Raw genomic sequence first — 25,185 nt, forward strand, 5'->3', positions numbered from 1 at the left:
CGCTGAGTACTGCCTACTGAGCCACTCTTCTTGCTGCGCCGTTCCAAGCGAGCCACAGGAGGCACGCCGACGGGTCATGTCTCTGTCCGTGACAAAGCCGGCCCAGGGGCCGGGCGTACCGCATGACGGGCCCCGGGGTTGGCCATGAGGTGGCGAGGGTCGGCGACGCGCGTGATGGCGGACTCGACGGCGGCGACACGGTCGGCCAGCAGGCCCAGGGCGGCGACAGCCTTGGTGAGGGGGTCGCCCTCCGGGCCGCCGAGGGTCTGGGTACGGACGTACGCGGCCCTCAACTCGGCCCAGCGCGCCGTCTGTTCGGCGGTCAGCGTGTCGCGGAGCTCGGCCAGTTTCAGCAGGTTCGCCTCGGCTCCGGTGGTGAGGGTCTGGGCCTCGGCCGTGTAGTGGTCGTCCAGGACGGCGGCCAGCTCCGCGTCGTTCATGACGGGCTGGATGCGCTGGGCGATCTTGTTCATGTTGCGGTAGGAGCCCTGGAGCTGGAAGGGCGGCTCGGTGCGCGTGCTGTCCGTCTGGGCGGCTGAAGCGATGTAGGCCGCGTTCACCGCGAGGACCGTCTCGCGCGCGGTGAGCAGGTGGCGCAGGACCGCGAGGATCTGCTCCAGTTCGGCGGGGGCGTACGGGTGGGTGAGCTGGTCGGCGCGGGCCGTGGAGTCGCCCTCGGCCAGCCGGATCAGCAGGTCGAGGTCGGTGCGGTCGCGGCCCGCGAGGGGCGCCAGGATCGCGTTCGCGGTCAGGGCGTTCTCGATGAAGCTGACCGCGAAGGCGTCCTCCTTGCCGGTCAGGACGTCGCCGAGGTTCCATACGTCGGCACGGTTGGCCAGCATGTCCGGGACGCGGAAGCGGCTGCCCGACTCGGTGTAGGGGTTGCCTGCCATGCAGACCGCGAAGCGCTTGCCGCGCAGGTCGTAGGTGCGGGGCTCCCCGTCCCGTACGCCCTCGATACGGCGCGTGGCGTCGCACAGCGGGATGAACTTCTGCAGCAGCTCGGGCGAGGTGTGCTGGATGTCGTCCAGGTAGAGGAGCGTGTTGTTGCCCGCCTCCAGCGCGAAGTTGATCTTCTCGATCTCCTGGCGGGCGGTCACGTTCGGAGCTTCGGCCGGGTCGAGCGAGGTGACCGCGTGTCCGAGGGCCGGGCCGTTGACCTTGACCAGGACGAGACCGAGGCGGTCGGCGACGTACTCCATGAGCGTCGTCTTGCCGTAGCCGGGCGGCGAGATGAGCAGCAGCAGGCCGCCGCTGTCGGTGCGCTTGCCGTCGCCGGTCGTGCCGAGCTGCTTGGCGAGGTTGTCGCCGATGAGCGGGAGGTAGACCTCGTCGATGAGGCGGTTGCGTACGAACGCGGTCATGACGCGTGGGCGGTACTCGTCCAGTCGGATACGGGACCGCTCGGCGGTGACCAGAGCCGTGCGCTGCCGCTGGTAGGCGCGGTGGCCGGGCACGTCGCGGGTGCGGAAGTCGCCGGTGCGCGCGAGGAGTTCGTCGATGCGGACTGTGAGCGTACGGCCGGTGATGCGCGGGTGGGCGCCCAGAAGTCCCTCGACCGTCTCGGTCAGCGGCGCGTCGGACTCGTAGTGCGTCAGGTCCGGGCAGAGTTCGGCGGCCACGGCCTCGGCGAGGTCGCCGGCGTCGAGGTCCGTGCCGGTGGCGGAGGTGTACGCGGACAGCCACGCCTCCACCAGCTGGCGGCGTGCGGCGAGGTCGTCGAGTGCGGCGAGGTCCTCGTCGTACGCCGAAGTGCCCACCGTACGGCGGAACTTGTCGAGCAGTGTGCGCGCGGCCGAGCTGATGACGAACCCCTCGGGTCCGGCCGTCAGCTCCTCGAAGAGGTACGCGGCGGCGCGCGCCTGGTCGGCGTGCCCGGCCGACGTCCCACCGGCTGTGGCGGATCCGGTCTGCACGTTCCCCATCCTGGCGGGACCGGCCTGCGCGCTCCCCACCGTGGCGGAACCGGTCTGCACGCTGACCACCGTGGCGGGACCGGCTTTCGCGCCGATTTCGGCGTTCGGCTTACTCCGCGTCGCTCCCGCGGCATCCAATGCACCCGCCATGGCGGCGCGCCCGGCGGTCGTCCCGCCGGTCGTGGCGGGTCCGGTCGCCGCGCTCCCCACCGTGTCAGGACCGGCCACCGTGCCGATTTCGGCGCTCGGCCGACTCCCTGTCGCCCCCACGGCGGCCACTGCCATCCCGGCGCTCGACCCACTCCGCGTGGCCCCCGTGCCACCCAGCGCCCCCACCATCGCGGCGCGCGTCCCGGCCCACGAGCCGATCGCCTCCGCCAGCTCCCTCTCGAAGTCGGTGATCGCCGGGGCGAGTCCGAACGTGTCGCGGGCGCGGGCCAGTGACACGGCACGGCGAGTCCAGGCAGCGCGCTCGTCGTCGGTGGTGCCGTGGGACCAGAAGAGCTGGGCGGCGGCGCGGGCGGCGGGCCGGTGCCGCAGCGGGCCCGCTGTCTCGTGCAGACGCAGCAGCGCGGCGAGGATCGCGGTCGCGTCGTGGTCGTGGACGCCGCGCTCGTAGCCCTCGTCGTACGACGCCTCCGCGGCCTGCCGTACGAGGGCGGCGAGGTCGTCGGTCTCGGCCAGCGCGGCCGGGCCATGTTCGTCCAGGAGCCGGGCGGCGAGGTGTTCGGCCCGGTAGACGTCGGGGGACTCGGAGGGCAGGGGCCGGTCCCAGTACGGGCGGTTGGCCGCGAACTCCGGGTCCGTGACCGGTGAGCGGTAGTCCGTGCCGGTGAGCGCGAAGGCGAGACCGTCTCCGTGCGGGACCAGCGTGAGGTCGAGCGGCTGGGTGTTGACGGCGAAGCGGTGGCGGCCCAGGCGGAGGGTGCGGCCGTTGTCGGCGTACAGGTCGGTGCGGTCGCGCAGGGCGCGGGACGCCTCCTGACGGGCGGCCTTCAGTCGGCCGTCCAGCTCCTCCGCGCGGACCTGGTCGCCCAGTTCGCGCAGCTCGTCCGCCGTACGCCGGACCTTGGCGACCATCGGGTCGGAGGCGAAGTACGTGCTGACCGCGTCGGTGCCGGTGAGCGTGGCGGCGCGGCGTGCCACGGTCTCAAGGACCCGGGACGCCGAGGCGGCGAGCTGTTCGGCCCGGCGGGCGCGGGCGTCGGCGAGGGTCTGCTTGCGTGCGGAGAACGCCTCGTAGACCTCGGTGCGCTTGTCCGCCAGCTCGCCGAGGAAGTCGTCGAAGTCGGCGAAGCGGGCTTCCAGGTTCTCCAACTGGACGAGCAGGCGGGCGAGTTGCTCGTCGCAGGACTCCACGCTGTCGGCGGCGGTGAGCGCGCCGGCGGCGGACTGGCCGAGGAGTGCGAACTCGGCGGCGAACTCCGCGCGCCCCTCGTGGTCGAGGAGTTCGCGGCGGCGGGCGTCGAGCGTGGCGCGGGCACGGTTGACGCCGCCCAGGACCTCGGCGATGCGCTCCAGGATGGACGTACGGACCGTGGCGTCGCCGATGTCGAGTCCGGCGACGACCTCGGTGACGGTCTGCAGCCCGTCGGTCAGTTCGTCGAGGCGGGCCGTGACGGGTGCGGCCTCGGCGGCGGTGGTGATCGACTCGGCGTCCGTGACGAGTTGTTCGAGGTCCTGGTGGTGGCCGGTGAAGGCGTCCTCGCGGGCCAGGAAGGCGACGGCACGCTGCCCGAAGGTGGCCAGGTCCGCCTCGGCATCGGCGGTGAGTTCGTCGATGCGGGCGGTGTCCGCGTACCGCATCTCCTTGAGGGTGAGCAGGTGCCCCTGTGCGTGGCGCAGTTCGGTCAGGCCGCTCACCCAGGCGGCGGCGTTCCGTGGTGCCTCACCCCGCAGTCGCCGTACGAGCGAGGCGATGCGTGTGGCTGCCTCGCCGAGTGCGTCGGCGGCCTGCCGGGTGAGGGCCTGGACGGTCTCGAATTCGGTCAGCACCTGCTCGGCGGTGATCCGCACCTGCTCCAACGGGGCGCGTAGATCGCCGAGTTCGGGGTCACCCAGCCAGTGGTACGAGTCCGCCGCCCGGACGCACGCGGCGGCCAGCGCCGCGTACACCTCGGTCGTCGGGGTCGTCTCGGTGACGGCGCGCGTGACGGACAGGCAGTCGGAGATGCCGCGTACGAGGTCGGCGTTGCCGACGCGGGCCAGCGGTCCGGTGCCGGTGGGTGCGGTGGCGGCGTGCGTGTCGGAGACATACGGGGAACGCCACCGCTGGATGGGATGCACGCGTTGCGGCTCGTCGCTGTCGGCCCGCAGCACCGTGAGGGCGCCGTCGTCGAACAGGGCCCAGCCGTGGCAGGACAGTGGGGTGGCGACCTCCTTGCGGATCATGTTGTAAGGCAGCAGCAGGCTGCGGCCCTCCACGCGCGCGTGGAACGCGAACAGCACGTCCTCGCCGTTGGGCGAGCGGACCATGCGCTCGAACTCCAGGTCGGCCGTGTCCGTGCCGTCGAAGGTCTTGTACGCCCCGGTGGCCAGGCAGTAGCCGCCGGGAAAGACGATGCCCTGGTCCTCGGGCAGCCGGCGGCACGCCTGCCCGATGCCGTCGAGGCGTACGACGGCCTTGGTGAGGGTGTTGAAGACCAGATACCGGTGGGACTGCTCCTTGTAGGGGCGGATTCGCAGCAGGATCAGGGCGCCCACGCGCGCGTGGGCGATGTCCGCGTCGGCGAGCGACTGGAGCGGCTCGTCGACCGGTTCGGCGTACATCCCCTCCCCGGTCTCGGTGTTGTCCTCGACCTTGACGGTGAGGGTGCCGCCGACCGTCTCGACGAAGACCTCGCCCTGGACGGACACATGTGGGTGGCGGCCGAGGACGTGGTCCTCGCGCGTTGCCTCGGTCCACTCGAAGTCGTGGGAGGGCGGGAAGACATGGTCGCGCTCGCCGCGTGCGTCGAGGAAGGTCGCCCGGCCGTCGTCGGACAGCGCCCAGCGCAGGACGCGGATGTCGTCGGCCTTCTCGCCGGTCTGGAACACCGCCAGCAACTTGCCGTCGGTGCGGCGCAGTTGGAGGAGGTGGGCCTGACGGTAGTAGCGATAGAGGGCCGCGAACTCCCGTACGAACGCGGGGTCGTCGAGGAGACCCGGGACGGCGTCCTCGGGCAGCCGGTTCAGGTCGTGGTCGTGCAGCGCGAAGACGTCGGCCACCGTCGTCTCCGGCTTGAGGCCGAGGAACACGTTGTAGCCGAACAGCAGGTGGTCGCCGACGGCGACGATGTCGCGCGGCACGCAGTTGTGCTCGGTGCGGATGCGCTCGGTGCCGGTGAGTTCGAGCCGCGTCGAGCCGAACTCCTCGGTGCGGCGGGCGTTGAGCGCCTCGGCGCGCCGGGCGAGCTCGGTGGCCTGCGCGGCGAGGCGGTCGCGCAGCACTTCGTACGTACCGGTGTCGAGTACTTCGTACGTACCGGTGTCGAGCGTGTCGTACGTACCGGTGTCCAGGCCGGTTGCCATGGTCCAGCTTCCCTTCGAGGAGCAGGGTCCGCAGCTGCCGTCCCCTGTGCGGCAGCTGCGGACCCGTGGGGCGGGTGATCAGGCCTTGACGCCGCCGTTGAGTTCGGCGAGCGGCAGGTCGGCCAGGCCCAGTTCGCCCGCCCGGTCCATGAGCTGCTCCAGTCGGCCGGCGTTGGCTCCGCCCGTGTTCATCAGCTTCATCAGCAGCGCGGAGACGGTCAGGTTCTGCACGTCGGCCGTGGAGACCGAGCCGAGGACGCGGCTCAGGTCGTCGGTGAAGCTCGACGTGCCGTCCAGCCAGGGCCCGGCGAGCGCCTGCGCGGTCTCGGAGTGCTGTACGAAGCCGTCGACGCTCTTGCCGAGCGCGATCGAGGAGACGAGGCGGTCGAAGAAGACGGACTCCCCGCCGACGATGTTGATGTCGGCGTTCTCCAGGCCGGTCGCCAGCACCGTGGCCTGTGCCTCGGCGACCTGCCGCTGTACGTCCAGACCGGCCAGCCGGATGTCCTTCTCGGCCTCCAGACGCAGCCGGTACTCCTCGTGGCCGCGGGACGCGTCGTCGAGGGCGGCCATCGCGGCGGCCTTCTCGGTCAGCCCGGCCGCCTCGGCCTTCAGCCGGCCGCCGATCGCCTCGGCCTCCGCGTGCGCCTTCGCCCGTGCGCCCTCGGCCTCCGCCTTGAGGCGTGCCTGGGTGGCCTCCGCCTCCGCGAGGCCGGCCTTCTCGATGACCTCGGCCTCCTTGTCGCGGACCTGGACGGCCGCGAGCCCTTCGGCCGCCGCCTCGGCCTGGATGCCCTCGGCGAGCCGCAGCTTGGCCCGCGCGTCCAGGTCGGCGGCCTTCAACCCCGCTTCCGCCAGCGTGAGTTGCTCGGCCGCCCGGTGCGTGGCCGCCTGCTCGGCCGCCTCCGCCGCCTTGATGTCCTTGACCAGCTTCTCCTGCGCCTGAGCCTCGGCGGCGATGATCACGGTCTGCCGGCCGCGCTCGGCCTCCTCCACCGCGCGCAGCTTCTTGATGGACTCCTCCTGCTCGGCGACCGTACGGTCCACCGCGACCCGCTCCCGGATGACCTCGGCGATCTCCCGCTTCTCCGCCTCGACCTCCTTCTCGGCGGAGATCCGGGTCAGCTCGGTCTCCCGCTCCCGCGCGATGACTTCGAGGAGGCGGTCCTTCTCGATGCGCTCGTTCTCGATGGCGATGACCCGCTCGCGGTTCTTCTGCGCGACGGCCACCTCGCGGGCCTGGTTCTCCCGCTGGATGCCCAGCTGCTCCTCGGTCTTGAGGAACGCGCCCTGCGACCGCAGCCGCTCCTCCTCCATCACCCGCGCCGTCTCGGCCTCCTCACGGGCCCGTACGGTGTCGATCTCCCGCTTCTGCTTGATCTCGGCGTCTGCCTGACGGCGCTCCAGTTCGAGGATGGCCTCCCGGGCGTCGACGTTCTGCCGGGTGATCTCCTTCTCCTCGGTGCGCTGGAACTCGTTGGTGCGCACGTGCTCGATGGCCGTCAGCTCGGTGATCTTGCGGATGCCCTGTGCGTCCAGGACGTTGGCCGGGTCGAGCTGGGAGAGCGGCGTCTGCTCCAGGTAGTCGATCGCCGCGTCCTCCAGGTGGTAGCCGTTGAGGTCGATGCCGATGATCTCGATGATCCGGTACCGCAGTTCCTCGCGCTTGGTGTAGAGGTCGGTGAAGTCCATCTGCTTGCCGACGGTCTTCAGCGCCTCGGAGAACTTCGCGTTGAACAGCTCCTGCAGCGTGTCCTTGTCACTGGCACGGGTCGTGCCGATCGCCTGGGCGACCCTGATGACGTCCTCGACGGTCTTGTTGACCCGTACGAAGAACGAGATCCGGATGTCGGCGCGGATGTTGTCCCGGCAGATCAGCCCGTCCCGGCCGGTGCGGGTGATGTCGATGGTCTTCACCGAGATGTCCATCACCTCGGCCTTGTGCAGCACCGGCAGCACGACCTGCCCGGTGAACGTCACATCGACCTTCCGCATCTTCGAGACGATCAGCGCCTTGCCCTGCTCCACCTTGCGGAACAGCCGGGAGAAGACGAACAGCAGGGCGAGCGTGGCGAGCAGGACAGCGGCGACGAGCACGCCGATGCCCACGGTGGTGGCATCCATGGCATACGTCCTTGAGGCGTAAGGGAGTTGACTGATGAGGGAGAAAGGCGCCGGGGTGTGTCCGGGGGCGGCGCGGCTCAGGCAGCGCGGTCCCGCGGATGGAGCGCGTCGGCGCGATCTCGGGAGTCGAGCGCGGCGGCATACGGCGCGCCCCGGAAAGGTTCTTCGGCCTCATCGGCGGCACACGGCACAGTGATGCCGTCGCCGATGCGGGCCTCGGCGTGCCGGGGCGGCTCGGGTTCGTCGGGGAAGAGGCGGTGCAACGGCCGTACGAACAGGCAGGTCAGCCGCCAGGCGGCGAGCAGCACCCCGACCGGCACCACCAGGCGCAGCAGTCCGCCGAGGGTTCCCGAGGGCACGAACACGTCCAGCAGGATCGCCGCCCCCAGGCTGAGGAACCAGGCAAGCACCGTCAGCAGTGAGAACGCGACCGCGACCGGCACCCCGCCCATGCCCCAGGCGTCGAGGTCGGTATCCGCGTCGAAGCTGTCGGAGCCGGCCGCGCCGAAGGCGACGAGAACCCAGAATCCGACGACCACGACGAGGGCCGCGGTGAACAGAAGGGTGGGAAAGCCGGTAGCCGCTTCAAGAAACGCCCGCATGTCCACCCCCCGCTCATCACGTCATCGCATCTGGCCCGTGGAGAGGTCCGGGCCCCGGTGCCGGGAGTCGGCGTCCCTGCCGGTACCCGGCACCGGGGCTACCTGCGGCTTCCCCCGAGGACATCGTGCCTGCGGGAGACCCGCCCTCGCATTGCCGGATCCCGGCAGCATTCACCCGGGCCTCCATGCCGGTTCCCGTTAAGACGGCGTCACTGGCGCATCAAGATGCGGGAGCACTCCAGGAAACGAACGTCGCCCGCCTGAAGCACTGGGAGAGGGCCCGGAAACCGGCAACAAACCGTGCTCGTCGCTGCCCGGTCACCCCCCTGCCCCCGGCACCGTCGGACAGCCACCATTGGCGCATGGCCCGCTTCCAGCACACAGTGACACTCGCCCCCGTACCCCGCCGCTGGTTCGAGTCATGCGTCGTCATGCTCCACGACCTGGCGGAGAGTCTCGAAGAAGACGGGGTACGGCTGCGGCTGCCCGACGGACGTCCACTGCCGGAACTGCTCCTGGCCGAGGGAAGCCATCTGCGACCAGGCGCCCGTTACCGTCACGAGAGCGGCGACGCGGACGGGGAGCCTGATCCCGATGCGGCGCTCACGGTCCTGGCCTGGGACCGGCGACGGGAGACTGTCCTGGAGATCGTCACCCTCGACAGCAACCCCCACAACGCCACACACGCGGTCTGCACGCTCAGGCTCACCAGCGCCGAACGGCCACGGGATGCGGAAGTCTCGGGGGAGATGCGGACAAGCGGCGGCAGCTGGACGAAGTACACCAGCGGCAGCGGACGCCTCCATCTCGATCTCCGCAAGTGGTGGCCCTCCGCGGCAGGCTCCGGCCGCCTCACGGCCCCACCCCTCATCGGCACCCTCGACCACCCGCTCACCCACGCCACAGTGAAGGTCGTACCGCGTCTGGCCCAGGACGGGCAGTGGCGAGTCACCGTAAAGGTACGAGTCAAGGGCCGCTCCTTCGCCCGTCTGCTGCTCCCCGTCGCGATGGCCGTCGCCGGACGGCGGGTACGCGCAGCCTTCGCCGAGGCGCTGGACCACGCGGCGGAGTCGTGGAACGGACAGGTACCCGTGCTGGTCCGCAAGGACATGGAGCTACTGCGCCTGGAACTCATCGAGTCGCTGTTCAAGGCCGATGAGGAACACAAACCGGAGGCATCTCGATGACCCGGGTACTCGTGGTCGAGGACGATCCGCGGATCGTCCGGGCCTTGGCGCTCAATTTGAAGGCACGGATGTACGAGGTCGGCACCGCCTCCGACGGTGCCACGGCCCTGCGGTCGGTCGCCGCCGACCCGCCGGATGTGGTGCTGCTCGACCTCGGGCTGCCGGACATGGACGGCATCGACCTCATCAGAGCCCTGCGCGGCCGCGCCCGGGTGCCGATCCTGGTGGTCTCCGCCCGCCATGCCTCGCCGGAGAAGATCGCGGCCCTCGATGCCGGCGCCGACGACTATGTGACCAAGCCGTTCAGCATGGATGAGCTGATGGCCCGGGTGCGTGCCGCCGTCCGTCGCACCACGGACGTAGGGGCAGGTGAATCGGGGATCGTCACCACGGACGATTTCACCATCGACCTGCTCGCGAAGAGGGTCCGCCGCGGTGAGGAGAACGTACGCCTGACCCCGACACAGTGGCAGTTGCTGGAGGTGCTGATCCGCCACCCGGGGCGGCCGGTCAGCCACAGGCAACTGCTCCAAGAGGTATGGGGCCCGCCGTACGAGACGCAGACGAACTACCTGCGGGTCTACATGGCGCAGCTGCGGCGCAAACTGGAGACAGACCCCTCACATCCGCGGTATCTCATCACCGAGCCGGGCATGGGATACCGCTTCGAGAAGTAATCCCCTTCCTGTCCTGTCCTGTCCTGTCCTTTCCTGTCCCGTCCCGTCCGGTACCGGCCTGGCGACCCGCTGCTGTGGACGTGCGCGTGCACTTCCGCCACACGCCAGCTCTCGCGGCCACCGTGCTCGACGGCGCCGCCATCGCCCACGGGGCCTTCTTCATCTCGGGCACACTGTTGCCGGTGCTCGCCGTGGCGGCACCATCCCGCGCAGCCACCGTGGCTGTCATCGCGGGAGCGATGCCCGTACTGGGATCGCTGGTCCCTGCAGTGCTGTTCTTCGTGGCGAGGCTGCGGTCGGGCTGCTACAACACCGTGTCGACCGCCCGGAAGCCCTTCTGTCGACAAACGAAAAGGACACCCCTACTCACAGACACAACCACATAAGCCAGCAGCCGAGCTGCCCCTACACAGTTCGCTCGCATCACAGCGGCGCCATATCAACCGCTCGATTCACTCTTTGTTCAGCGAGAACGCCCCATTCATGGGCTCCTCCGACGCGGCAGCAATCCGGCCTGTCCGCCGCCACTGCCTGAGCACGGCCCGACCGTAGTTGTTCGTGCCGGCTACTCGATCCAATTCCGTCCCGTTCGGCGTGCGACCAGCAGCCTGCTGACGCTGGAAGTAGTCCCACATGACCTCCTCAGCGTTCTGCCCGGCCTTGGGTCGCGCGACCGAGGAAGAGCGAGAATCGCTGCTCTCGCTCTCGCGCTCACTGCGAGAGTCTCGCTGTGGTGCAGCGAGCCCGTCTCGCTTGGCTTCCGGTGCGCTCGGCCGTGGCTTCGGGACGAGACCGGAGGCCTGTTCTCGCGGCCCACTCTCGGTCCGTTCTCGGTCGCTGGACCGATGCGCGAGAAGTTCCACCGAGAACAGGAGGGCGACCGGCGGCCATCCCGCGACGAGCACTGGCTGCCAGGCGAGAGCCGGTGCTGCCGCGACGTTGGCCGCAAGGGACACTCCGATGCCGAGCAGAAACGCCATCGGGCACAGCCACGCCGCACCCACGTCTCAAGGTCAGCCGCGCGAGAACCGTCCTTGCGGGGCTCCTCGGCGGCCCTCATCGAGGCTCACCGCCCTTGCGGCCCCGCCGCGGGACCGCGACCGTAGCCGAAACTACGAGCTCACGGGCCCTGCGGGCTGGTCCTCTGTTTTCGTCGAGCCCCCTGTCGGATTCGAACCGACGACCTACGCATTACAAGTTGTCCGATCTTGGTCCAGGAGTGTCCACGGACGTCCATGGCGCAGCCAAAACCACTGGTCAGAGAAGCTTTCGGACGTCAGTGGACGGTAGCGGACCAACCTGGATCCCGTGGCAATCGAGACCACAACTGAGACCGAACTCCCAGGGGGCCGCCTTGGTCCGTTGAAACCAGTTGCGCGCCTCTACCTCACCCAAGGAACCTGGCGCGATGACGGAGCACGATGAACTAGATCTCCCCCTCGGGCGCATGGTCCGCACAGCAGCCCAATTTGAACTTCGCCTTGAACTGGTGGTGAAGCAGCTCTGCGAGAGCCCCTTTGGCGCGCTGCTTCTGAGCGGAGAATCCAGTAGTCGGCTTCTCAACGCGTGCCGAACCCTGCTTGAGGCGCACGACGAGATCCCACCGACACCGCGTGAGGAACTTCAGTCGATCTTGCGTGAGGGCAAAGCGCTGCTCGACAGGCGGCATCGGTACGTTCATGGTGCCGCTGGGATCGTGGGTGAGACAGGCGAGTTGTTGAGCATGCGGTTCCGCCGCATGAAGGCCGAACCCGAGTTCAGCAAGCGCAGCAGTGACGATCTCACCGAACTCGCGGACGCCTTCGACGAGCTCACCGATCGAGCAACCAAGTGGATGCTCGCCTGTGTCGCTGGCTTTGTCTCCTCATAGCCCCGGCATCCCTGTTGAACCCCAGTTTGGCCCCCGACTCTCGCCAGTTGCGCAGGCCGTGTCGGGCTCGGCAAAGCACGGCCGAGCCCGGTTGACAGCGTTCGGTGGTCATCAACCAGCAGCTCAGATCTGGTGACAAGGGTATGCATCGCCTATGAGGTCATTCAGGTCACTGGTCCCAGAACTTATAGGCGTGGGCTTCATAAATCGGGTCTCCGCGAGGTTTCAGAGACGGTACCTTGGGTGGTAGCCATCGAAGGAGTGGGAGCGAATGTCTAAGAACGACGATGATTTCGAGTTTGAGGCGCTTCTGAGTATTAACGAGGAAGAGGAAGAGGCGCAAAAAGGAGACGCCTCCCCAGCACCGGAAGAGGAGGCCGAGGTAAAGAAGATTGAGGCAGCAGGATTTGCCCTGTCACAATTTGGCGGCGATCGTTTCAGATTCGAAGAGACGAGGAGGCCTCTCAACTCTGCCCAGCGCCGCAGATACATCGTCACCAGAGAAAACCTGAGTGACGTCTCTTCCGTTATTTCTGATTATCGAGACTGTGATGGATACAAAGGCGTATTCCAGAACGGGGGATCGTACGTAGAGTATCTACTTCAGGTGTCCGGCAGCATCCTTCCTGCGGGTCGACTCATTGAGCGTCTAGAGTGGGACTATCAGCGCGCGGAATGTGACCACGAGTTCAATCCGTGGGCGATTCGAACCGAAAGGAGGCAGTATTCCCCTGGTTTCCACTTGACGGATCCATCCGGTGAGGTGTGTGTAGAGCTTTCGGAAATTAGCCCCATCGCGGCATTCAGGCTATCCAATGGCAGGCACATGCGATCGGATCTCGTTGACTATACGCTGAAGGTGATGGTCTCGTCGGCCAAGAATGCCGAAACGAAATTGGACATCGCGCAGCATGTTGCCGACGGCCTACTGTTTGAGCTCGACGCTAGGCGTGATCTAGGCATCAATCTGGTGCCGTGGGAACGGGCTCGGGTGACGAGTCGCGGGTCGAGGTACAGGGGCAAGTCGAGCATCTCTTTCCCTGCAACTTCCGTGCCGCGTGAGGTAGCGGCACTGTTTTCATTCGCCACCGAAGCCGCAGACAACCCGCCGTTTTCATTCCTTTCTTACTACCAGATCCTTGAATACTACATGCCGCTGACTTCAAAGCGGGATGCCTTGAGGCGGGTACGTCGAGAAATGCGCGATTTCTCATTCGATATCTCTAACGACGCTTCAGTGTTGAGAGTGCTAAATGTCGTTGAGCGAACGAAAGGGTTGAGCGAGGAGGAAGCGCTCAAGATTCTGGTGCGTGATTGCGTCCGCGAGGATAAGCTGAGGGAACTGTTTCAACTAGACGCCTTCGGAGAGTATTTCTCACAGAAGGGTCCTATAGTGGGAGTGCCGCCGGTCAGCTTGAAGGCGACGAATGAGACTGTTGCGATTCAGGCCGCCAAGAGGGTTTACGCCTTGAGGAATAGAATTGTTCACGCAAAAGATGACCCCAAATATGCTGAGACACCGCAATTGCTTCCGCGGAGCGGTGAGGCAAACTCTCTAGGTCCCGATATCGCGCTTGCGCGTTTTCTAGCCCTAGAGACTATCGCAGATACTCAAGACTGATGAGGGTTTTTCTTGGCCTAGCGCGCAATCGAGCAAGGTAGTCTCGCGCGGTGAGCCCCGCAGGCTAGAAGAAGCTTGTGGAGGCGGCCAGTCGGGTTGTCGACGTACTGCATGAGAACACGGTAGTGGCCTCGATCCTCTTGCGGTAACCAAACGGCACATAGCAAGAAGCGACGCCCCCGCGCAAGCGGATCGAACCTCTTGAGGGCGTTCTGGAAGCGCCCACGGCGTGCGAGGCTTGGACTTGACGACGAGCAGATGGAGAGGGAGAGCGAGTGTCGCAGCAGGCGAGCCCTCGGGGGACTTTCCTGAAGATCGCAGACGCGGTGAAGGCTCAAATTGAGGCCAATCCGGAGATGACGGTGCTGCCGTCAGCCGCTGACATCGTGCGCGACCACGGAGTCTCGCGAGGTGTGGCGCTCCGTGTGTTCCGCGCACTCCAGGCGGACGGTGTCGCGGAGCCGGTACGTGGCGGCCGATGGCGAGTAGTCAGGGCGGGGCAGCAGGAGGACAGTCGACCACTGGTCGACCGGATCGCCGATGTGATCGCAGAGGACCAGCTAGAGGTGGGGGCGGCGTTTCCGAGCGCATCAGCGTTGTGCGTGCGGTTCGGTGTATCGCGGCCCACCGTGAGCAGGGCTCTCGACAAGCTTGAGGCAGCCGGATGGCTGTCGGAGGGAGGGCAGGGGAAAGTGCGAACAGTGCGCGCTGTACCGAGCAGAGAGGAGCGTCCCCGACCTTGATTCGTACGGGACTGACAGAGTGGGCCTACCCCCTCGCAGAGTCGCTGCTCTCCGGGCCGCTGCCGCGCCGCTGGCAGCACTCCCTGGGTGTTGCAGAGCGAGCGCGCACCATTGCTGCCATGCTCGGCGAGGACGCTGAGCTGCTGGAAGCTGCCGCAATACTCCATGACATTGGCTACGCGCCGGACTTGGCCAAGAGCGGCTTTCACCCGCTGGACGGTGCCCGGTACCTCCGCGACGTGGCACACGCCGACAGCCGAGTCGTGCGTCTCGTGGCGCACCACTCGTGTGCGTGGATGGAGGCAGAAGCCCGCGGGCTTCGTGAGGAGCTGGAGTCTGAGTTCCCTCGCGAGACGCCCGAACTCACGGATGCTCTCTGCTACTGCGACATGAACACCACGCCGGACGGCACAGCCACTAACCCTGTCGACCGCGTGAACGAGATTGCCGGACGCTACGGACCAGACAGCCTCATCGGAACGTTCATCCGCCGCGCCGAACCCGAGATCCTGGCGAGCACGGCGCGCGTGCTCGAACGGCTCGCGGCCACCGAGCGTCAGCCGATGTAGGGAGCCGTCCGTGTCCGGTCCATCGCGTGCTGGATCCTCAGTTGCATGGTGGGATGGATGTCGTACGTAGACAGGTCCGCTGGGTCGACCCAGCGGACCTGAGTCGTTTCGTTGCTCGTACGGACTTCGCCCCCTACCGGCCGCGCTCGGAAGCACATGCTGAACTGCTGCCGGACCTCACCGTCGTCGTACTGAAGCACGTGCGCCGGGTCGGTGTAGATCCCGCACAGTTCGATGACCTCCACCTTGATGCCGGTCTCTTCCCAGACCTCCCGCACCACGGTGTCGCTGATGAACTCGCCCGCGTCGTGCCCTCCACCAGGAAGCGCCCAACGCCCGTTGTCGGAGCGCTTGATCAAGAGCACCTGCCCCGCGGAGTTCTGCACGAACGCCACGACGGACGGAACTACCGAATTGGCCGGCGGGGCGTCGGGGTTGTGGAAGTGGTCGATGCGTCCCATGCTCAGGCTCCCTTGAAGTCGGCTTCCGTTGCCTGGCGTGCGCCTCCCCAGGTTTGTTCGATGCTATTGGCGTACGTGTCGAACAGCCCGCCGCCCGGCAGTCGCCGCAGGTGAAGGACCGGAGCCATGTACGCGGCTACGCCGTAGACGTGCGTGTTCACCAGGATCTCGTCGTCAGCGCGGTACAGGGAGTTGTAGAGCGTGGCTTCGTGGAGCCGGAACCGTATCTCCGGGTGGCTCTCGAAGAGCGGGCGATAGTTGACCAGGGCGTTGCGGATCTTGCCATCCATGAAGCCGTGCCCCTCATCGATGCCGCGCTGCTTCACCGCTGGGCAGTTGGGATCCCCGAGCAGGATGCGTACCTGCGTCTGACCCATGTGTCCCCCCAGCTCCACCTTCTTCCTGAGCAGGTTGAGGAATTGGGGGTCCTCCGACAGGAACAGCCCCGCGTACACGAGGACATCGAGGTACTTCCCAGCACGCCCATACATCTCGCGCCAGAGCCCGGCTGGGACCATGTGGCGGTGCGGATAGACGTTGACGATCTCCGCCTTACTCAGGTCCGCAGCGCTGTCGACGGTGCGGCTGTCGTCCCACAGGGTTGTCACGTCCACCTTGAGCACTGACGCCGTCGCGTACTGGTGTCGCCGGTACGGCACCTTCCCCTGCGTGATCCAGCGTTCGACGGTCTTCGGGTTGACCTTGATTTTCTCCGCCAGGTCCTGCACCGACATGCCTTGGGCCAACAGGGCGGACCTCAAACGCTCGTTGGACATCTCTACCCCCGATGGGACGTCTAGGGACCTCTTGAAGGTAGCGAGATCGACCTGAGCTGTCCACGAAGGGGGTAACCAACTCCCCTGACCTGCAGCGATTCTGATGGTGCGCCAAGAAGTCCTGACACAAAGCCAAGAAATCTCGTCGGCCTACTTGACGCAAGCACAATGCAGTACCTGTAATACAGGTACTGCATCACACGCCAGCCGGAAGAACCGGGAAGGCGGCTTCGGTCGCACGCCAACGGGCTGGGAGTGGCGCTACTTGAGAACTGCATAGGTGGGCCCCGTCTCCCCGAGTCGAAAAGACGGCCGCGCGGCTATGACCGCGCATGTTCTCTCCGTTCCGCAGCGTCTGTGTGGCGCTGCGGCCGGTTGCCTCCCCCGCCCGTCCGGGCCGCACCTCGCGGTTCCGTACGGGCGGGGCTGAGGGGAGCCGGAACGTCCCTTCACTTCCTGGGAGTCCTTCATGAGCGTTGTTGAAATCGTGTCGTTCGGCTACCTGCACGCCGAGCCGCCGACCGCGCATCTGACCATCGATCTGCGTCACCACTTCCGTGACCCGCACGTGTCGCCGGAGCTCCGCTACATGACCGCGAACGACGAGCCGGTCCGCACCGCCGTGCTGAACACCCCTGGCATCACGGACCTGGTCGACGCCACCGCCACGGCGGTGGCCGCGTTCGCTTCCGGCCCCAGCGCCGGGATGGTCACCGTCGCCGACGGATGCGCGGGCGGCCGTCACCGCGCCCCGACGTTCGCCCGCGCGCTCGCCGACCGGCTGACGGCCGCTGGGCACACGGTCACCGTCCACCATCGCGACCTGGACAAGCCCGTCGTCCAGCGCTGATCTCCCAGCCGCGTCCGCGGCGTGGGTTCTTCCGGAGCAGTCGCCGTCTCACCACACGCCTGCGGCTGCTCCGGCTCCCTGTCCCTCCAACTCAGGAGCCTTCATGCGTACGTACATCGGCCGCCAACAGGCCATCTCACCCGAGGACTTCACGGAACTGGCGCTCGGTACCCCGATTGAGCTGTGGCTCGGTGTCGAGGGCGAGAGCGACGAAGAGCGCGCGGCCCGGCTGGACGCCGCCCGCGACATCCTCGCGGACCACCCGGAGCTCCCGGACGACGTAACCCGCGTCGTCGCCGAGGTGATCGAGGCGCACGCCCCCGAGCTGTTCAACGTCGTCCCGCTGCCCCGCCCGGCCCGGCTTCGCCGGTCCTCCCGGAAGGGAGCGGCGGCATGACTACCAAGGAGACGGCACCGGCCCCCGAGCGTGCGGCGGTGCCGCCGCTGACGAAGCCGGAGATGGGACTCGCTGGCATCGCCGCGCTCGGGGCGGCCGGAGTCGGCGCGCTGGGGTTCATCTCCTCGTTCGATGCGGTGTCGGCCGCCGCCGCGCGGTGGGGGTTCGCTGAGCCGTGGATTCTCCCGGTCGGCATCGACGGGGCGGTTCCGGTGTTCACCGTGGCCAACCTGCTGTTGATCCGGATGGACATGGCGCAGGCGTGGGTGCGGTTCGTGCCCTGGGTGCTCACCCTGATCACGTGCTGGCTGAACGTCGCGGCCGGACACTCCCTGTCGGCCAAGGTCGCGCACGGCACGATGCCGCTGCTGTGGGTGGTCTTCTCCGAGATCGCCGCCCACATCTACGCCGTACGGATCGGCGCGGCCACCGGCCGCCGCATAGAAAAGATCCGGTTCTCCCGCTGGCTGCTCGCCCCGCTGTCCACGTTCGCGCTGTGGCGCCGGATGACGCTATGGGAGGTCACCTCCTACTCGGTGGCGCTGGTCCGGGAGAAGGAACGGCAGTTGGCCCGTGCCGAGTTGCGCGAGCGCTACGGCCGCAAGTGGCGTTGGGAGACTCCGCGGCGTGAGCGCGTGATGCTGCGCATGGGCGAAATCGCCCCGGCCGCCGAGCAGGAGACGCCCGCGCTGCCCCCGATTGAGAATCCGCCGGCACAATCGCCCGCGGCGAAGCCGCGCCCGCGCCGGAAGCCTGCGAACAAAGGCAAGGGTGCGCCTCAGCGCACCTTCGAGGAGCTGCTGAGTGAGGCGCGCACGCTCACCGCGTCGTGGACGGATGCGGAGTTGAACGCGGAAGCCGTCCGTACCGCGGTGCGCTGCTCGGCTGGCAACGCGCGCAAGCTACGTGACGCGCTGAAGGCCGAGCGCGTCAACGCCCCGGCGCTGCACGTGGTTCCGTGATGTCCGCCGTCTACGGCAAGTGCTACGACCCGACCGGCGCGCTGCACGGCATCCCCACCTACCCGTGGCGGCTGGCCCCGGATGGTCTGGCGACTCGTCGTCAGTTACGCGCCCGCGGGCTGCGGCCCGGCGGTCAGCCGATCGCCGCTCAGGTGATGCGGGTCAACCGGCGCACCAGTGGCGTCCGCGTCGCCTACCTCTACCGCGTCGACGACGCCAAGCCGGTCCGGCCGATGACGTCGCGCAAGTGGGGCGCGCTCGCGCTGGCGATGCTCGCCCGCCGCACCTGCCCGCGCTGCCTGCTCGATGTCGGCTACTGCATCCCCCGCTCGTACGGCATCTGCGGCATGTGTCTCGCCGCCGAGGAACAGCGCACCCCGTGAAACACCCAACCCTGCGGCGGGGACCGGTCGCCCACCTCCTACAGCGACGGCCGGACCCCGCCCTTTCCTCCCCTTGGAAGGAACCTTCAGTGAAGCACCCCGACGACGAGAGCGAACTGTTCAACCGGCTCGAAGCCGAGATGAGCGCCGCCCCCGGAGCCGACTCCGGGGGTGAGGTGGTCGACCTCGACAAGGCCCGATCCGCCCGCGCGGAGTCGGCCGACTCGGCTGCCCGACCCGACACCGACGCGTCGCCCGACTCCGGACCGGACCAGTCGGCTGCCGAGTCGGGCGACCCGACCGCGCGTGTGATGGTCGACCAGTCGACGGTGAAGGCGACCGGTCCGGGCTACCTGGGTCGGCTACTGGCCGCGCAGCGTCGCCCGGTCGTTCCGGTGTGGCTCAAGTCGGTAGCGGAGCTGCGGACCGCATCCGCGTGGGTGGCCCGCCACTACGCCCACTCGGTCGGCTACCACGCGCTGCGCTCCCCGGTCTACGCCGCCCGACTCACCCTGCAAGCCCCGTCCGGTGCCGCACGGTTGGTGGGCGCCACCATGCGGTGGGTGGCCGACGCCGAGGGCGCCCCCGTACGCCGCGCCATGGTGGAGAAGGAAGACGCGGCGATGTACCTGAACCTGTCGCGCAAGCGCGACGCGCGCGTCCGGCTTCGCACCCTCGTGGCCGTGCTGGCCATGTTCGTAGGGCTCGGGGCGGCGCTCGCCCTGTACGTGCTCGCGCCCGACTGGCTTCAGGCGGTGGCGGTGGGCACCATCACGCTGGCCCTCGGCTACGCCGGACGCAAGGCCGACGACCCGGTCATCCACCGGGCGGTGGAGCTGCCCAAGGCCACCAAGCTCACCAGTGACATCGTGCTGCGCGCGCTCGGCTCGCTCGGCATCCCCGCCATCAACCAGGCCCAGGCCAAGGGGCGGGACGGCTTCGAGTTCACCGCCCCGATCACCCGCGACGGGCCCGGCTGGCGCGCCGAGGGCAACCTCCCCTACGGCGTGACGGTCACCGACGTCATCGAGCGCCGGGACCGGCTCGCGTCCGGACTGCGGCGCCCGCTGGGCTGCGTGTGGCCCGAGGCGGTGCCCGATGAGCACACCGGGCACCTGGTGCTCTGGGTCGGCGATCAGGACATGTCGACCGCGAAGAAGCCCAAGTGGCCACTGCTGACCAGCGGCAGCGTCAACCTGTTCAAGCCGGTCGCTTACGGCACCGACCAGCGCGGACGCTGGGTCGAGGTCACCCTGATGTACATCGCGGGCATCATCGGCGCCATCCCGCGCATGGGCAAGACGTTCCTGCTGCGCCTGCTGCTGCTCATCGCGGCCCTGGACCCGCGCGCTGAGCTGCACACCTACGACATGAAGGGCACCGGCGACCTGGACCCGGTCGGCAACGCCGTCTCACACCGGCATGCCGCGGGCGACGATGACGACGCCATCGAGTACGCCATCAGCGACTTCCGCGCGCTGCGCGAGGAGTTGCGGCGCCGCACCAAGGTGATCCGCTCACTTCCGCGGGACATCTGCCCGGAGTCCAAGGTGACCAGCGAACTCGCAGACAAGCGCTCCCTTGGCCTGCACCCGATCGTGATCGGGGTGGATGAGTGCCAAGTCCTGTTCGAGCACCCCAAGTACAAGGACGAGTTCGAGGAGATCGCAACCGACCTGGTCAAGCGCGGTCCGGCCACCGGCATCGTGCTGCTGCTCGCCACGCAGCGACCGGACGCCAAGGCACTGCCCACCGGGATCTCCGCGAACGCCTCAGCCCGCTGGTGCCTCAAGGTCATGGGCCAGCTCGAAAACGACATGGTGCTCGGCACGTCCGCCTACAAGCGCGGGGTGCGGGCGACCATGTTCGCCTGGGGTGACAAGGGCATCCACTACTTCGTCGGTGAAGGCTCCGACGCCCGGATCGTGGGGTCGGTGTACGTCGACGGCCCCGGCGCCGAAGCCATCGGCGCCCGCGCCCGCAAGCTCCGCGAGGAGGCAGGCACCCTCTCCGGCCACGCACTCGGGGAAGAGCCCGAGACGGTGGCGAGCGCGTACGACCTGCTCGCGGACATCCTCGCCGTGGTTCCGGCCAAGGAGCCCAAGGTGTGGTCCGAAACCGTCGTCGCCCGGCTCGCGGAGCTGCGGCCCGAGGTCTACGAAGGATGGGACCCCGAAGGGCTCGCCGCGGCCCTGAAGCCGCACGGCATCGCCACCGTTCAGGTGGGGCGCCGGATCGACGGCAAGTTCACGAACAAGCGCGGCATCGACCGCTCCCACATCACGACCGCGATTGCGGAGCGTAACGGAAAGCGGGACGCGGGCTGACTGACCGGAGCCGCTATCGATAGCAGCACACCCCGCTATCGATAGCGGCTCCGCTAGCGCCCCAAACCCGCTCTGATCAGGTCGCTAGCGGATAGCGGCCCACCTGCGCAAACCCCTGAAACCCGCCTGGGAGGGCCCGTCATGACCCCTGCCCTGCTCGCTATCACCCTCACCTTTGGCGTCACGCTGTGTTACGTCGCGGTGTGCGCTGCCTCCCCGTTCGGACCCTGCCGCAAGTGCCGCGGCTGGGGCTTCCGGATGAAGACCGACCGCAAGGGACGGCTCAAGCGCGGCAAGGACTGCCGCCGCTGCCGCGCGACCGGCAAGCGCGTACGCGTCGGCCGCCACCTCTACAACCTCTGGCTGCGCACCTACCGCGCAGGCACCGACACCCCGCGCCCGGAGGGTTCGCGATGAGCTTCGACATCTCCGCCGTGCTGCTGTTCGGCATCGCCTCCCTGTTCGCCGTCAAAACCAAGTCGACCGGAGCGGGCGCCGCGGTGCTGCTGTTCCTGTTCGGCTTCTTCGCCGCCGGGACCGGCGCGTACGAGCCCATCCGCGACCTGGTCGCATCCTTCGCCGACTTCCTGACCGAACTCGGCAACTGAACCGGAGGAACCCGTGAACGAACCCGCCAAGCACCCCAGGCCCAGCCACCGTGAGGCGGTGGAAGTCCACCGGCCCACCCCGCTCGCCCCCATGCCGTCGACGCCGGTCGTACCAGTGCAGCCGGGCAGCGTCCCGTCCGTGGCGAGCGTCGTCCTGCCGGACGGTCGCGTCGTCACCGGCTACACCCTCGAACCCGCCAAGCCCGAACCCGTCGCGGCCAAGCCGCCCGTCTCCCGTACGGCGGTGAACATCGCCCTCGGCGGCATCGGCTTCGGCGCGGTGTGCGGCGGGCTGTTCCTGCTGACCGCGTTCATCACCGCGCTGACCGCGCTGATCACTCAGCTCGTCACCCTCGCTGCCGTCATCTTCGGCGGCTGGGTCGCCGTGCAGGTCCTCAGCGCGAGCGGCCACCGCAGCGGGACCACGGTCAACATCCGCAAAGCCGTCTTCAAGCGCAACCACTTCCACGGCTGACCGCAAGGAGGAACCACGTGTTCGACGAAGACGAGCGGTACTGCGACGACTGCGCGAGCGAGTACTGCACCGGTCACGAGATGTGTGACGAGTGCTCCGGCGACGTCTGCAACGAGTGCGGCGGCTGCGACTGCCCCGAGTCGACCTGCCCCGGCTACATCGCCCACTACACCGGCACCGAGTGACCAAGGGAGCGCCGTGCTCAACGAACCGCAGCCCGACCCGATCTCGGATGAGCCCCTGGACATCGCGCCGCGCGGGTTCATCGGCACCGAGATGCAGCGCGCCACCCTGCACGCCGAACTCAAGGCCACAGGAGTCGAGTTGGGCGCGTACGACCGGCTGATCGTGGACTGGCTCGCCGGGTGGGACTACCCGACCGTCGCCACCATCGCGAGCCTCATCCGCCGCGCCGCCCACGGCCCGAAGTAGCTACGCCGGAGCGGGCGCCGTCTCACCACAAGCCTGCGCCCGCTCCGGTTCTCCAGTCCCTCCAAGAGAGCAGGAGACCTACAGCATGACCCAACGAGCGTCATTCGGGGAGGGCCGTCCGGCCCATGACACCCCATCGAGCGTGACGGGGGTGACGGCATGAACCGTCACCTCCTGTTCGCCGCCCTGGAGGCCGCGGAGCGAGGATGGGCCGTCCTCCCGCTGCGGCCCGGCGACAAGCGTCCGGCCCTGCACGGTGAAGACGTCTGCCCCGGCATCGGGGACTGTGCAGGCGGTCACCGCAAGTGGGAAGAGCGCGCCACCATCGACCCGGACCGCATCCGCCGCGCGTGGGGCGAGCTGCCGTTCAACGTCGGCATTGCGACCGGCCCGTCCGGGCTGGTCGTTGTCGACCTCGACATGCCCAAGCGCAAGAGCAAGGGCAGTACGGACACGCCTAACGGCGTGACGACCTTCACGGCGCTCTGCGAGCGCGCCGGGCACGCCGTGCCCACGACCCTCATGGTGCGGACTGCGAGCGGCGGGGTCCACCTGTACTTCACCGCCCCGCCCGGTGTCAGGCTCGGCAACACGGCCGGACGGCTCGGCAAGCGGATCGACACCCGCGCATGGGGCGGCTACGTCGTCGCCCCCGGCAGCCTCACCCCCACGGGCGCCTACGCGGTCGTCAACGACACGCCGCCCGCGCCGCTGCCGGACTGGCTGTACGCACGCCTGACGGTCCGTCAGGCATCGCGGGCACTAACGGCCGCACCGTCGACGGTTCGAGCCTCCAGCTACGCCGCAGCAGGCCTGAACGCGGAAACCGCGTCCGTGCGGCAGGCACCGGAGGGCGAGCGCAACGCCACGCTGCTGCGGGCGGCGCGAGCCTTGGGGCGGTTCATCGCGTGGGGCGACCTCCCCAGGGAGCAGGTGGAGGAGGCTCTTCAGTGGGCGGGGGAGCAGGCCGGTCTGTCGCCGCGGTCGTGTGAGGCGACCATTCGCAGCGGTCTGAACTGGTCGATTGCCCGCAACGGTCAGGAGAGGGCGGCATGAGCGCCCCGCCCCGCCCCCCACTGAAGAGCCTTCCCGCCACCCCGACCGGACCGCGTGCCGCCAAACGAGCGGTGCCCGGTCCGGCCGTGGGCGAGCCGAAAGGCGCCGCCCGCAAGGGCGTCCCTTCTGCTCTTCGTCCTGACCCGCACTCCGGCGACGGCCGGTACCCCATCGCGTGGCTGCACATCGCCGCACCGCGCGGTGCCGTGCCTACGGCCACCTCGACGTGCGCGTGTGGCTGGGACCGCAGCGCGGTCGGCCGCGCTCGCGTACTGGCCCTGATCGATGACCACACCGCCCACCGGGACGTGTGCCCGCTGCGCACCAACCAGGAAGGGAGGCAGGCGGCATGAGCACCAATCCGCCGGCACCCGCCACCGATGGCGCCGCACTGCTCGACGAGGTGGAGGCCTTCCACCGGCGCTTCAACATCTTCCCCCTCGAAGCCGCGTACGTCGCCGTGGCGTTGTGGGACGCGCACGCGCACCTGCTCGACTGCTTCGACTCCACACCGCGGCTCGCGTTCCTCTCCCCGGAGCCGGGCTCTGGCAAGTCCCGCGCGCTGGAGATCGTGGAAACCCTCGTGCCGCAACCGATGGTCGCGGTCAACGCGTCCGCTTCCGCGCTCTTCCGCGCGGTGTCCGGGATGGAGGGACGGCCCACGATCCTGTTCGACGAGATCGATACCGTCTTCGGGCCCAAGGCCGGAGAGAACGAACAGCTCCGCGGCTTCCTGAACGCCGGTCACCGACGCTCCGGCGTCATGTGGCGCTGCGTAGGCGACGGCTCCAACCAGCAGGTACAGGAGTTCCCGTCGTTCTGCGGAGTCGCGGTCGCCGGACTCGGCTCGCTGCCGGACACCATCCTGACCCGCTCCATCATCGTCCGCATGCGGCGCCGCGCACCGAACGAGCGGGTTGAGCCGTTCCGGCAGCGCATCCACGAGAAGGAAGGCCACGAACTACGGGACCGGCTCGCCACCTGGGCACAGTCCGTGCGCCACCTCGTCGACGGAGTGTTCCCGGAGCTCCCAGAGGGCATCAGCGACCGGCCCGCGGACGTATGGGAACCCCTGCTCGCCATCGCGGACGCGGCAGGCGGTGCGTGGCCGGAGCGGGCCCGAACTGCCTGCATCGAGCTGGTGAACGCGGCCAAGCTCGGAGACAAGGGAAGCATCGGTATCCGCCTGCTCACGGACCTGCGCGACTACGTGTTCAACGGCATCGACCGTCTGCCCACCGTCGCCATCCTCGACAGGCTCCACAGCCTCGAAGAGGCACCGTGGGCGGACATGAGCGGCAAGCCCCTCGATGCGCGCGGGCTGTCACGGATGCTGCGCGAGTACATGACCGCGGACAACACCCCCATCGCGGCCCGCAACATCAAGGCAGGCGGCAGCGTCATGAAGGGCTACTACGCGACGGACCTACACGACGCGTGGCAGCGCTACTGCCCACCCCCCGCGGAAAGTGCGCTACTTCCGCTACCTCCGCTACCGGGCAGCTCAGAGGCGGTCTCCGGGTAGCGGCAAGCCGCTACCCATCCGCTACCGCAACGCCCCATCCGCTACCCGCCCCGCGGCCACGATCGCGGGGCCGGTAGCGGCTCCATCCGCTACCCGCGCCGCTATCCGCTACCT

General features: G+C 68.4%; 24 protein-coding genes. 19 read left to right on the top strand and 5 right to left on the bottom strand.

Annotated elements, in window-relative coordinates; translation table 11 throughout:
* Positions 1-74: 74 nt before the first annotated feature.
* The 3 genes from OHT21_RS20695 to OHT21_RS20705 all read right to left on the bottom strand — a co-directional run bounded on the left by OHT21_RS20695 (position 75) and on the right by OHT21_RS20705 (position 8,152).
* Positions 75-5,426, bottom strand: coding sequence for a DNA repair ATPase (locus OHT21_RS20695; RefSeq protein WP_328769845.1), 5,352 nt, complete (start codon positions 5,424-5,426; stop codon positions 75-77).
* Positions 5,427-5,504: 78 nt separating this feature from the next.
* A complete protein-coding gene (locus tag OHT21_RS20700) occupies positions 5,505-7,550 on the bottom strand; it encodes an SPFH domain-containing protein (RefSeq protein WP_328769846.1) in 2,046 nt (681 codons plus the stop codon).
* A gap of 77 nt (positions 7,551-7,627) precedes the next feature.
* Entirely contained in the window at positions 7,628-8,152 is a 525-nt protein-coding gene (locus tag OHT21_RS20705) for a hypothetical protein (protein ID WP_328769847.1), read from the bottom strand.
* Between the two features lie 362 nt (positions 8,153-8,514).
* On the opposite strand from OHT21_RS20705, the gene OHT21_RS20710 reads away from it, so the two are divergent.
* The 6 genes from OHT21_RS20710 (at position 8,515) to OHT21_RS20735 (ending at position 14,819) form a co-directional block, all read left to right on the top strand.
* Positions 8,515-9,339 carry a hypothetical protein gene (locus tag OHT21_RS20710; protein WP_328769848.1) on the top strand — a complete coding sequence of 275 codons (825 nt, stop codon included), beginning with the start codon at positions 8,515-8,517 and terminating at the stop codon, positions 9,337-9,339.
* Entirely contained in the window at positions 9,336-10,016 is a 681-nt protein-coding gene (locus OHT21_RS20715) for a response regulator transcription factor (protein WP_328769849.1), read from the top strand. The genes OHT21_RS20710 and OHT21_RS20715 overlap by 4 nt, the downstream gene beginning before the upstream one ends.
* Before the next feature lie 1,408 nt (positions 10,017-11,424).
* Positions 11,425-11,886, top strand: a complete 462-nt coding sequence (locus OHT21_RS20720) for a hypothetical protein (RefSeq protein WP_328769850.1) — start codon at positions 11,425-11,427, stop codon at positions 11,884-11,886.
* 271 nt (positions 11,887-12,157) lie between these two features.
* Positions 12,158-13,507 (top strand): hypothetical protein, encoded by a 1,350-nt coding sequence (locus OHT21_RS20725; protein ID WP_328769851.1) that lies wholly within the window; start codon positions 12,158-12,160, stop codon positions 13,505-13,507.
* A gap of 356 nt (positions 13,508-13,863) precedes the next feature.
* Complete coding sequence (locus OHT21_RS20730; RefSeq protein WP_328774169.1) at positions 13,864-14,250, top strand: GntR family transcriptional regulator; 387 nt, start codon at positions 13,864-13,866, stop codon at positions 14,248-14,250.
* Positions 14,247-14,819 (top strand): HD domain-containing protein, encoded by a 573-nt coding sequence (locus OHT21_RS20735; protein ID WP_328769852.1) that lies wholly within the window; start codon positions 14,247-14,249, stop codon positions 14,817-14,819. Before OHT21_RS20730 ends, OHT21_RS20735 begins: the two co-directional genes overlap by 4 nt.
* Here the strand turns inward: OHT21_RS20735 and OHT21_RS20740 are convergent.
* The gene (locus OHT21_RS20740) at positions 14,807-15,280 is read right to left on the bottom strand and encodes an NUDIX domain-containing protein (protein WP_328769853.1); all 474 of its coding nucleotides are present in this window, start codon (positions 15,278-15,280) and stop codon (positions 14,807-14,809) included. The genes OHT21_RS20735 and OHT21_RS20740 overlap by 13 nt on opposite strands.
* Positions 15,281-15,282: 2 nt before the next feature.
* Complete coding sequence (locus OHT21_RS20745; protein WP_328769854.1) at positions 15,283-16,056, bottom strand: helix-turn-helix domain-containing protein; 774 nt, start codon at positions 16,054-16,056, stop codon at positions 15,283-15,285.
* A gap of 469 nt (positions 16,057-16,525) precedes the next feature.
* Between OHT21_RS20745 and OHT21_RS20750 the strand changes: the two genes are divergently transcribed.
* From OHT21_RS20750 to OHT21_RS20810, 13 genes are all read left to right on the top strand, one after another.
* Complete coding sequence (locus OHT21_RS20750; RefSeq protein ID WP_328769855.1) at positions 16,526-16,906, top strand: RapZ C-terminal domain-containing protein; 381 nt, start codon at positions 16,526-16,528, stop codon at positions 16,904-16,906.
* A 103-nt stretch (positions 16,907-17,009) separates the two neighbouring features.
* Positions 17,010-17,303 carry a hypothetical protein gene (locus OHT21_RS20755; protein ID WP_328769856.1) on the top strand — a complete coding sequence of 98 codons (294 nt, stop codon included), beginning with the start codon at positions 17,010-17,012 and terminating at the stop codon, positions 17,301-17,303.
* Entirely contained in the window at positions 17,300-18,265 is a 966-nt protein-coding gene (locus tag OHT21_RS20760) for a DUF2637 domain-containing protein (RefSeq protein ID WP_328769857.1), read from the top strand. Before OHT21_RS20755 ends, OHT21_RS20760 begins: the two co-directional genes overlap by 4 nt.
* The gene (locus OHT21_RS20765; protein ID WP_328769858.1) at positions 18,265-18,648 is read left to right on the top strand and encodes an RRQRL motif-containing zinc-binding protein; all 384 of its coding nucleotides are present in this window, start codon (positions 18,265-18,267) and stop codon (positions 18,646-18,648) included. Before OHT21_RS20760 ends, OHT21_RS20765 begins: the two co-directional genes overlap by 1 nt.
* Before the next feature lie 89 nt (positions 18,649-18,737).
* On the top strand, positions 18,738-20,975 hold the full coding sequence (locus tag OHT21_RS20770) for a cell division protein FtsK (RefSeq protein ID WP_328769859.1): 2,238 nt from the start codon (positions 18,738-18,740) through the stop codon (positions 20,973-20,975).
* Between the two features lie 141 nt (positions 20,976-21,116).
* Entirely contained in the window at positions 21,117-21,392 is a 276-nt protein-coding gene (locus tag OHT21_RS20775) for a hypothetical protein (RefSeq protein ID WP_328769860.1), read from the top strand.
* Positions 21,389-21,583, top strand: coding sequence for a hypothetical protein (locus OHT21_RS20780; RefSeq protein ID WP_328769861.1), 195 nt, complete (start codon positions 21,389-21,391; stop codon positions 21,581-21,583). Before OHT21_RS20775 ends, OHT21_RS20780 begins: the two co-directional genes overlap by 4 nt.
* A gap of 13 nt (positions 21,584-21,596) precedes the next feature.
* Positions 21,597-22,058, top strand: coding sequence for a hypothetical protein (locus tag OHT21_RS20785; RefSeq protein WP_328769862.1), 462 nt, complete (start codon positions 21,597-21,599; stop codon positions 22,056-22,058).
* Between the two features lie 17 nt (positions 22,059-22,075).
* Positions 22,076-22,243: a hypothetical protein gene (locus OHT21_RS20790; RefSeq protein ID WP_328769863.1), complete on the top strand. Its 168-nt coding sequence runs from the start codon at positions 22,076-22,078 to the stop codon at positions 22,241-22,243.
* Positions 22,244-22,256: 13 nt separating this feature from the next.
* On the top strand, positions 22,257-22,490 hold the full coding sequence (locus OHT21_RS20795; RefSeq protein ID WP_328769864.1) for a hypothetical protein: 234 nt from the start codon (positions 22,257-22,259) through the stop codon (positions 22,488-22,490).
* 159 nt (positions 22,491-22,649) lie between these two features.
* Positions 22,650-23,546: a bifunctional DNA primase/polymerase gene (locus OHT21_RS20800; protein ID WP_328769865.1), complete on the top strand. Its 897-nt coding sequence runs from the start codon at positions 22,650-22,652 to the stop codon at positions 23,544-23,546.
* Entirely contained in the window at positions 23,543-23,899 is a 357-nt protein-coding gene (locus OHT21_RS20805) for a hypothetical protein (protein WP_328769866.1), read from the top strand. The genes OHT21_RS20800 and OHT21_RS20805 overlap by 4 nt, the downstream gene beginning before the upstream one ends.
* Positions 23,896-25,071, top strand: a complete 1,176-nt coding sequence (locus OHT21_RS20810) for a DUF3631 domain-containing protein (RefSeq protein ID WP_328769867.1) — start codon at positions 23,896-23,898, stop codon at positions 25,069-25,071. The genes OHT21_RS20805 and OHT21_RS20810 overlap by 4 nt, the downstream gene beginning before the upstream one ends.
* Positions 25,072-25,185 lie beyond the last annotated feature (114 nt).

Source organism: Streptomyces sp. NBC_00286 (assembly GCF_036173125.1).
Classification (GTDB): domain Bacteria; phylum Actinomycetota; class Actinomycetes; order Streptomycetales; family Streptomycetaceae; genus Streptomyces.

Excerpts from the sequence above, each read along its gene's own strand:
- OHT21_RS20695 (WP_328769845.1), bottom strand. The coding sequence starts at position 5,426 with ATGGCAACCGGCCTGGACACCGGTACGTACGACACGCTCGACACCGGT.
- OHT21_RS20700 (WP_328769846.1), bottom strand. The coding sequence starts at position 7,550 with ATGGATGCCACCACCGTGGGCATCGGCGTGCTCGTCGCCGCTGTCCTG.
- OHT21_RS20705 (WP_328769847.1), bottom strand. The coding sequence starts at position 8,152 with ATGCGGGCGTTTCTTGAAGCGGCTACCGGCTTTCCCACCCTTCTGTTC.
- OHT21_RS20710 (WP_328769848.1), top strand. The coding sequence starts at position 8,515 with ATGGCCCGCTTCCAGCACACAGTGACACTCGCCCCCGTACCCCGCCGC.
- OHT21_RS20715 (WP_328769849.1), top strand. The coding sequence starts at position 9,336 with ATGACCCGGGTACTCGTGGTCGAGGACGATCCGCGGATCGTCCGGGCC.
- OHT21_RS20720 (WP_328769850.1), top strand. The coding sequence starts at position 11,425 with ATGACGGAGCACGATGAACTAGATCTCCCCCTCGGGCGCATGGTCCGC.
- OHT21_RS20725 (WP_328769851.1), top strand. The coding sequence starts at position 12,158 with ATGTCTAAGAACGACGATGATTTCGAGTTTGAGGCGCTTCTGAGTATT.
- OHT21_RS20730 (WP_328774169.1), top strand. The coding sequence starts at position 13,864 with ATGACGGTGCTGCCGTCAGCCGCTGACATCGTGCGCGACCACGGAGTC.
- OHT21_RS20740 (WP_328769853.1), bottom strand. The coding sequence starts at position 15,280 with ATGGGACGCATCGACCACTTCCACAACCCCGACGCCCCGCCGGCCAAT.
- OHT21_RS20745 (WP_328769854.1), bottom strand. The coding sequence starts at position 16,056 with ATGTCCAACGAGCGTTTGAGGTCCGCCCTGTTGGCCCAAGGCATGTCG.
- OHT21_RS20750 (WP_328769855.1), top strand. The coding sequence starts at position 16,526 with ATGAGCGTTGTTGAAATCGTGTCGTTCGGCTACCTGCACGCCGAGCCG.
- OHT21_RS20755 (WP_328769856.1), top strand. The coding sequence starts at position 17,010 with ATGCGTACGTACATCGGCCGCCAACAGGCCATCTCACCCGAGGACTTC.
- OHT21_RS20760 (WP_328769857.1), top strand. The coding sequence starts at position 17,300 with ATGACTACCAAGGAGACGGCACCGGCCCCCGAGCGTGCGGCGGTGCCG.
- OHT21_RS20765 (WP_328769858.1), top strand. The coding sequence starts at position 18,265 with ATGTCCGCCGTCTACGGCAAGTGCTACGACCCGACCGGCGCGCTGCAC.
- OHT21_RS20775 (WP_328769860.1), top strand. The coding sequence starts at position 21,117 with ATGACCCCTGCCCTGCTCGCTATCACCCTCACCTTTGGCGTCACGCTG.
- OHT21_RS20780 (WP_328769861.1), top strand. The coding sequence starts at position 21,389 with ATGAGCTTCGACATCTCCGCCGTGCTGCTGTTCGGCATCGCCTCCCTG.
- OHT21_RS20800 (WP_328769865.1), top strand. The coding sequence starts at position 22,650 with ATGAACCGTCACCTCCTGTTCGCCGCCCTGGAGGCCGCGGAGCGAGGA.
- OHT21_RS20805 (WP_328769866.1), top strand. The coding sequence starts at position 23,543 with ATGAGCGCCCCGCCCCGCCCCCCACTGAAGAGCCTTCCCGCCACCCCG.
- OHT21_RS20810 (WP_328769867.1), top strand. The coding sequence starts at position 23,896 with ATGAGCACCAATCCGCCGGCACCCGCCACCGATGGCGCCGCACTGCTC.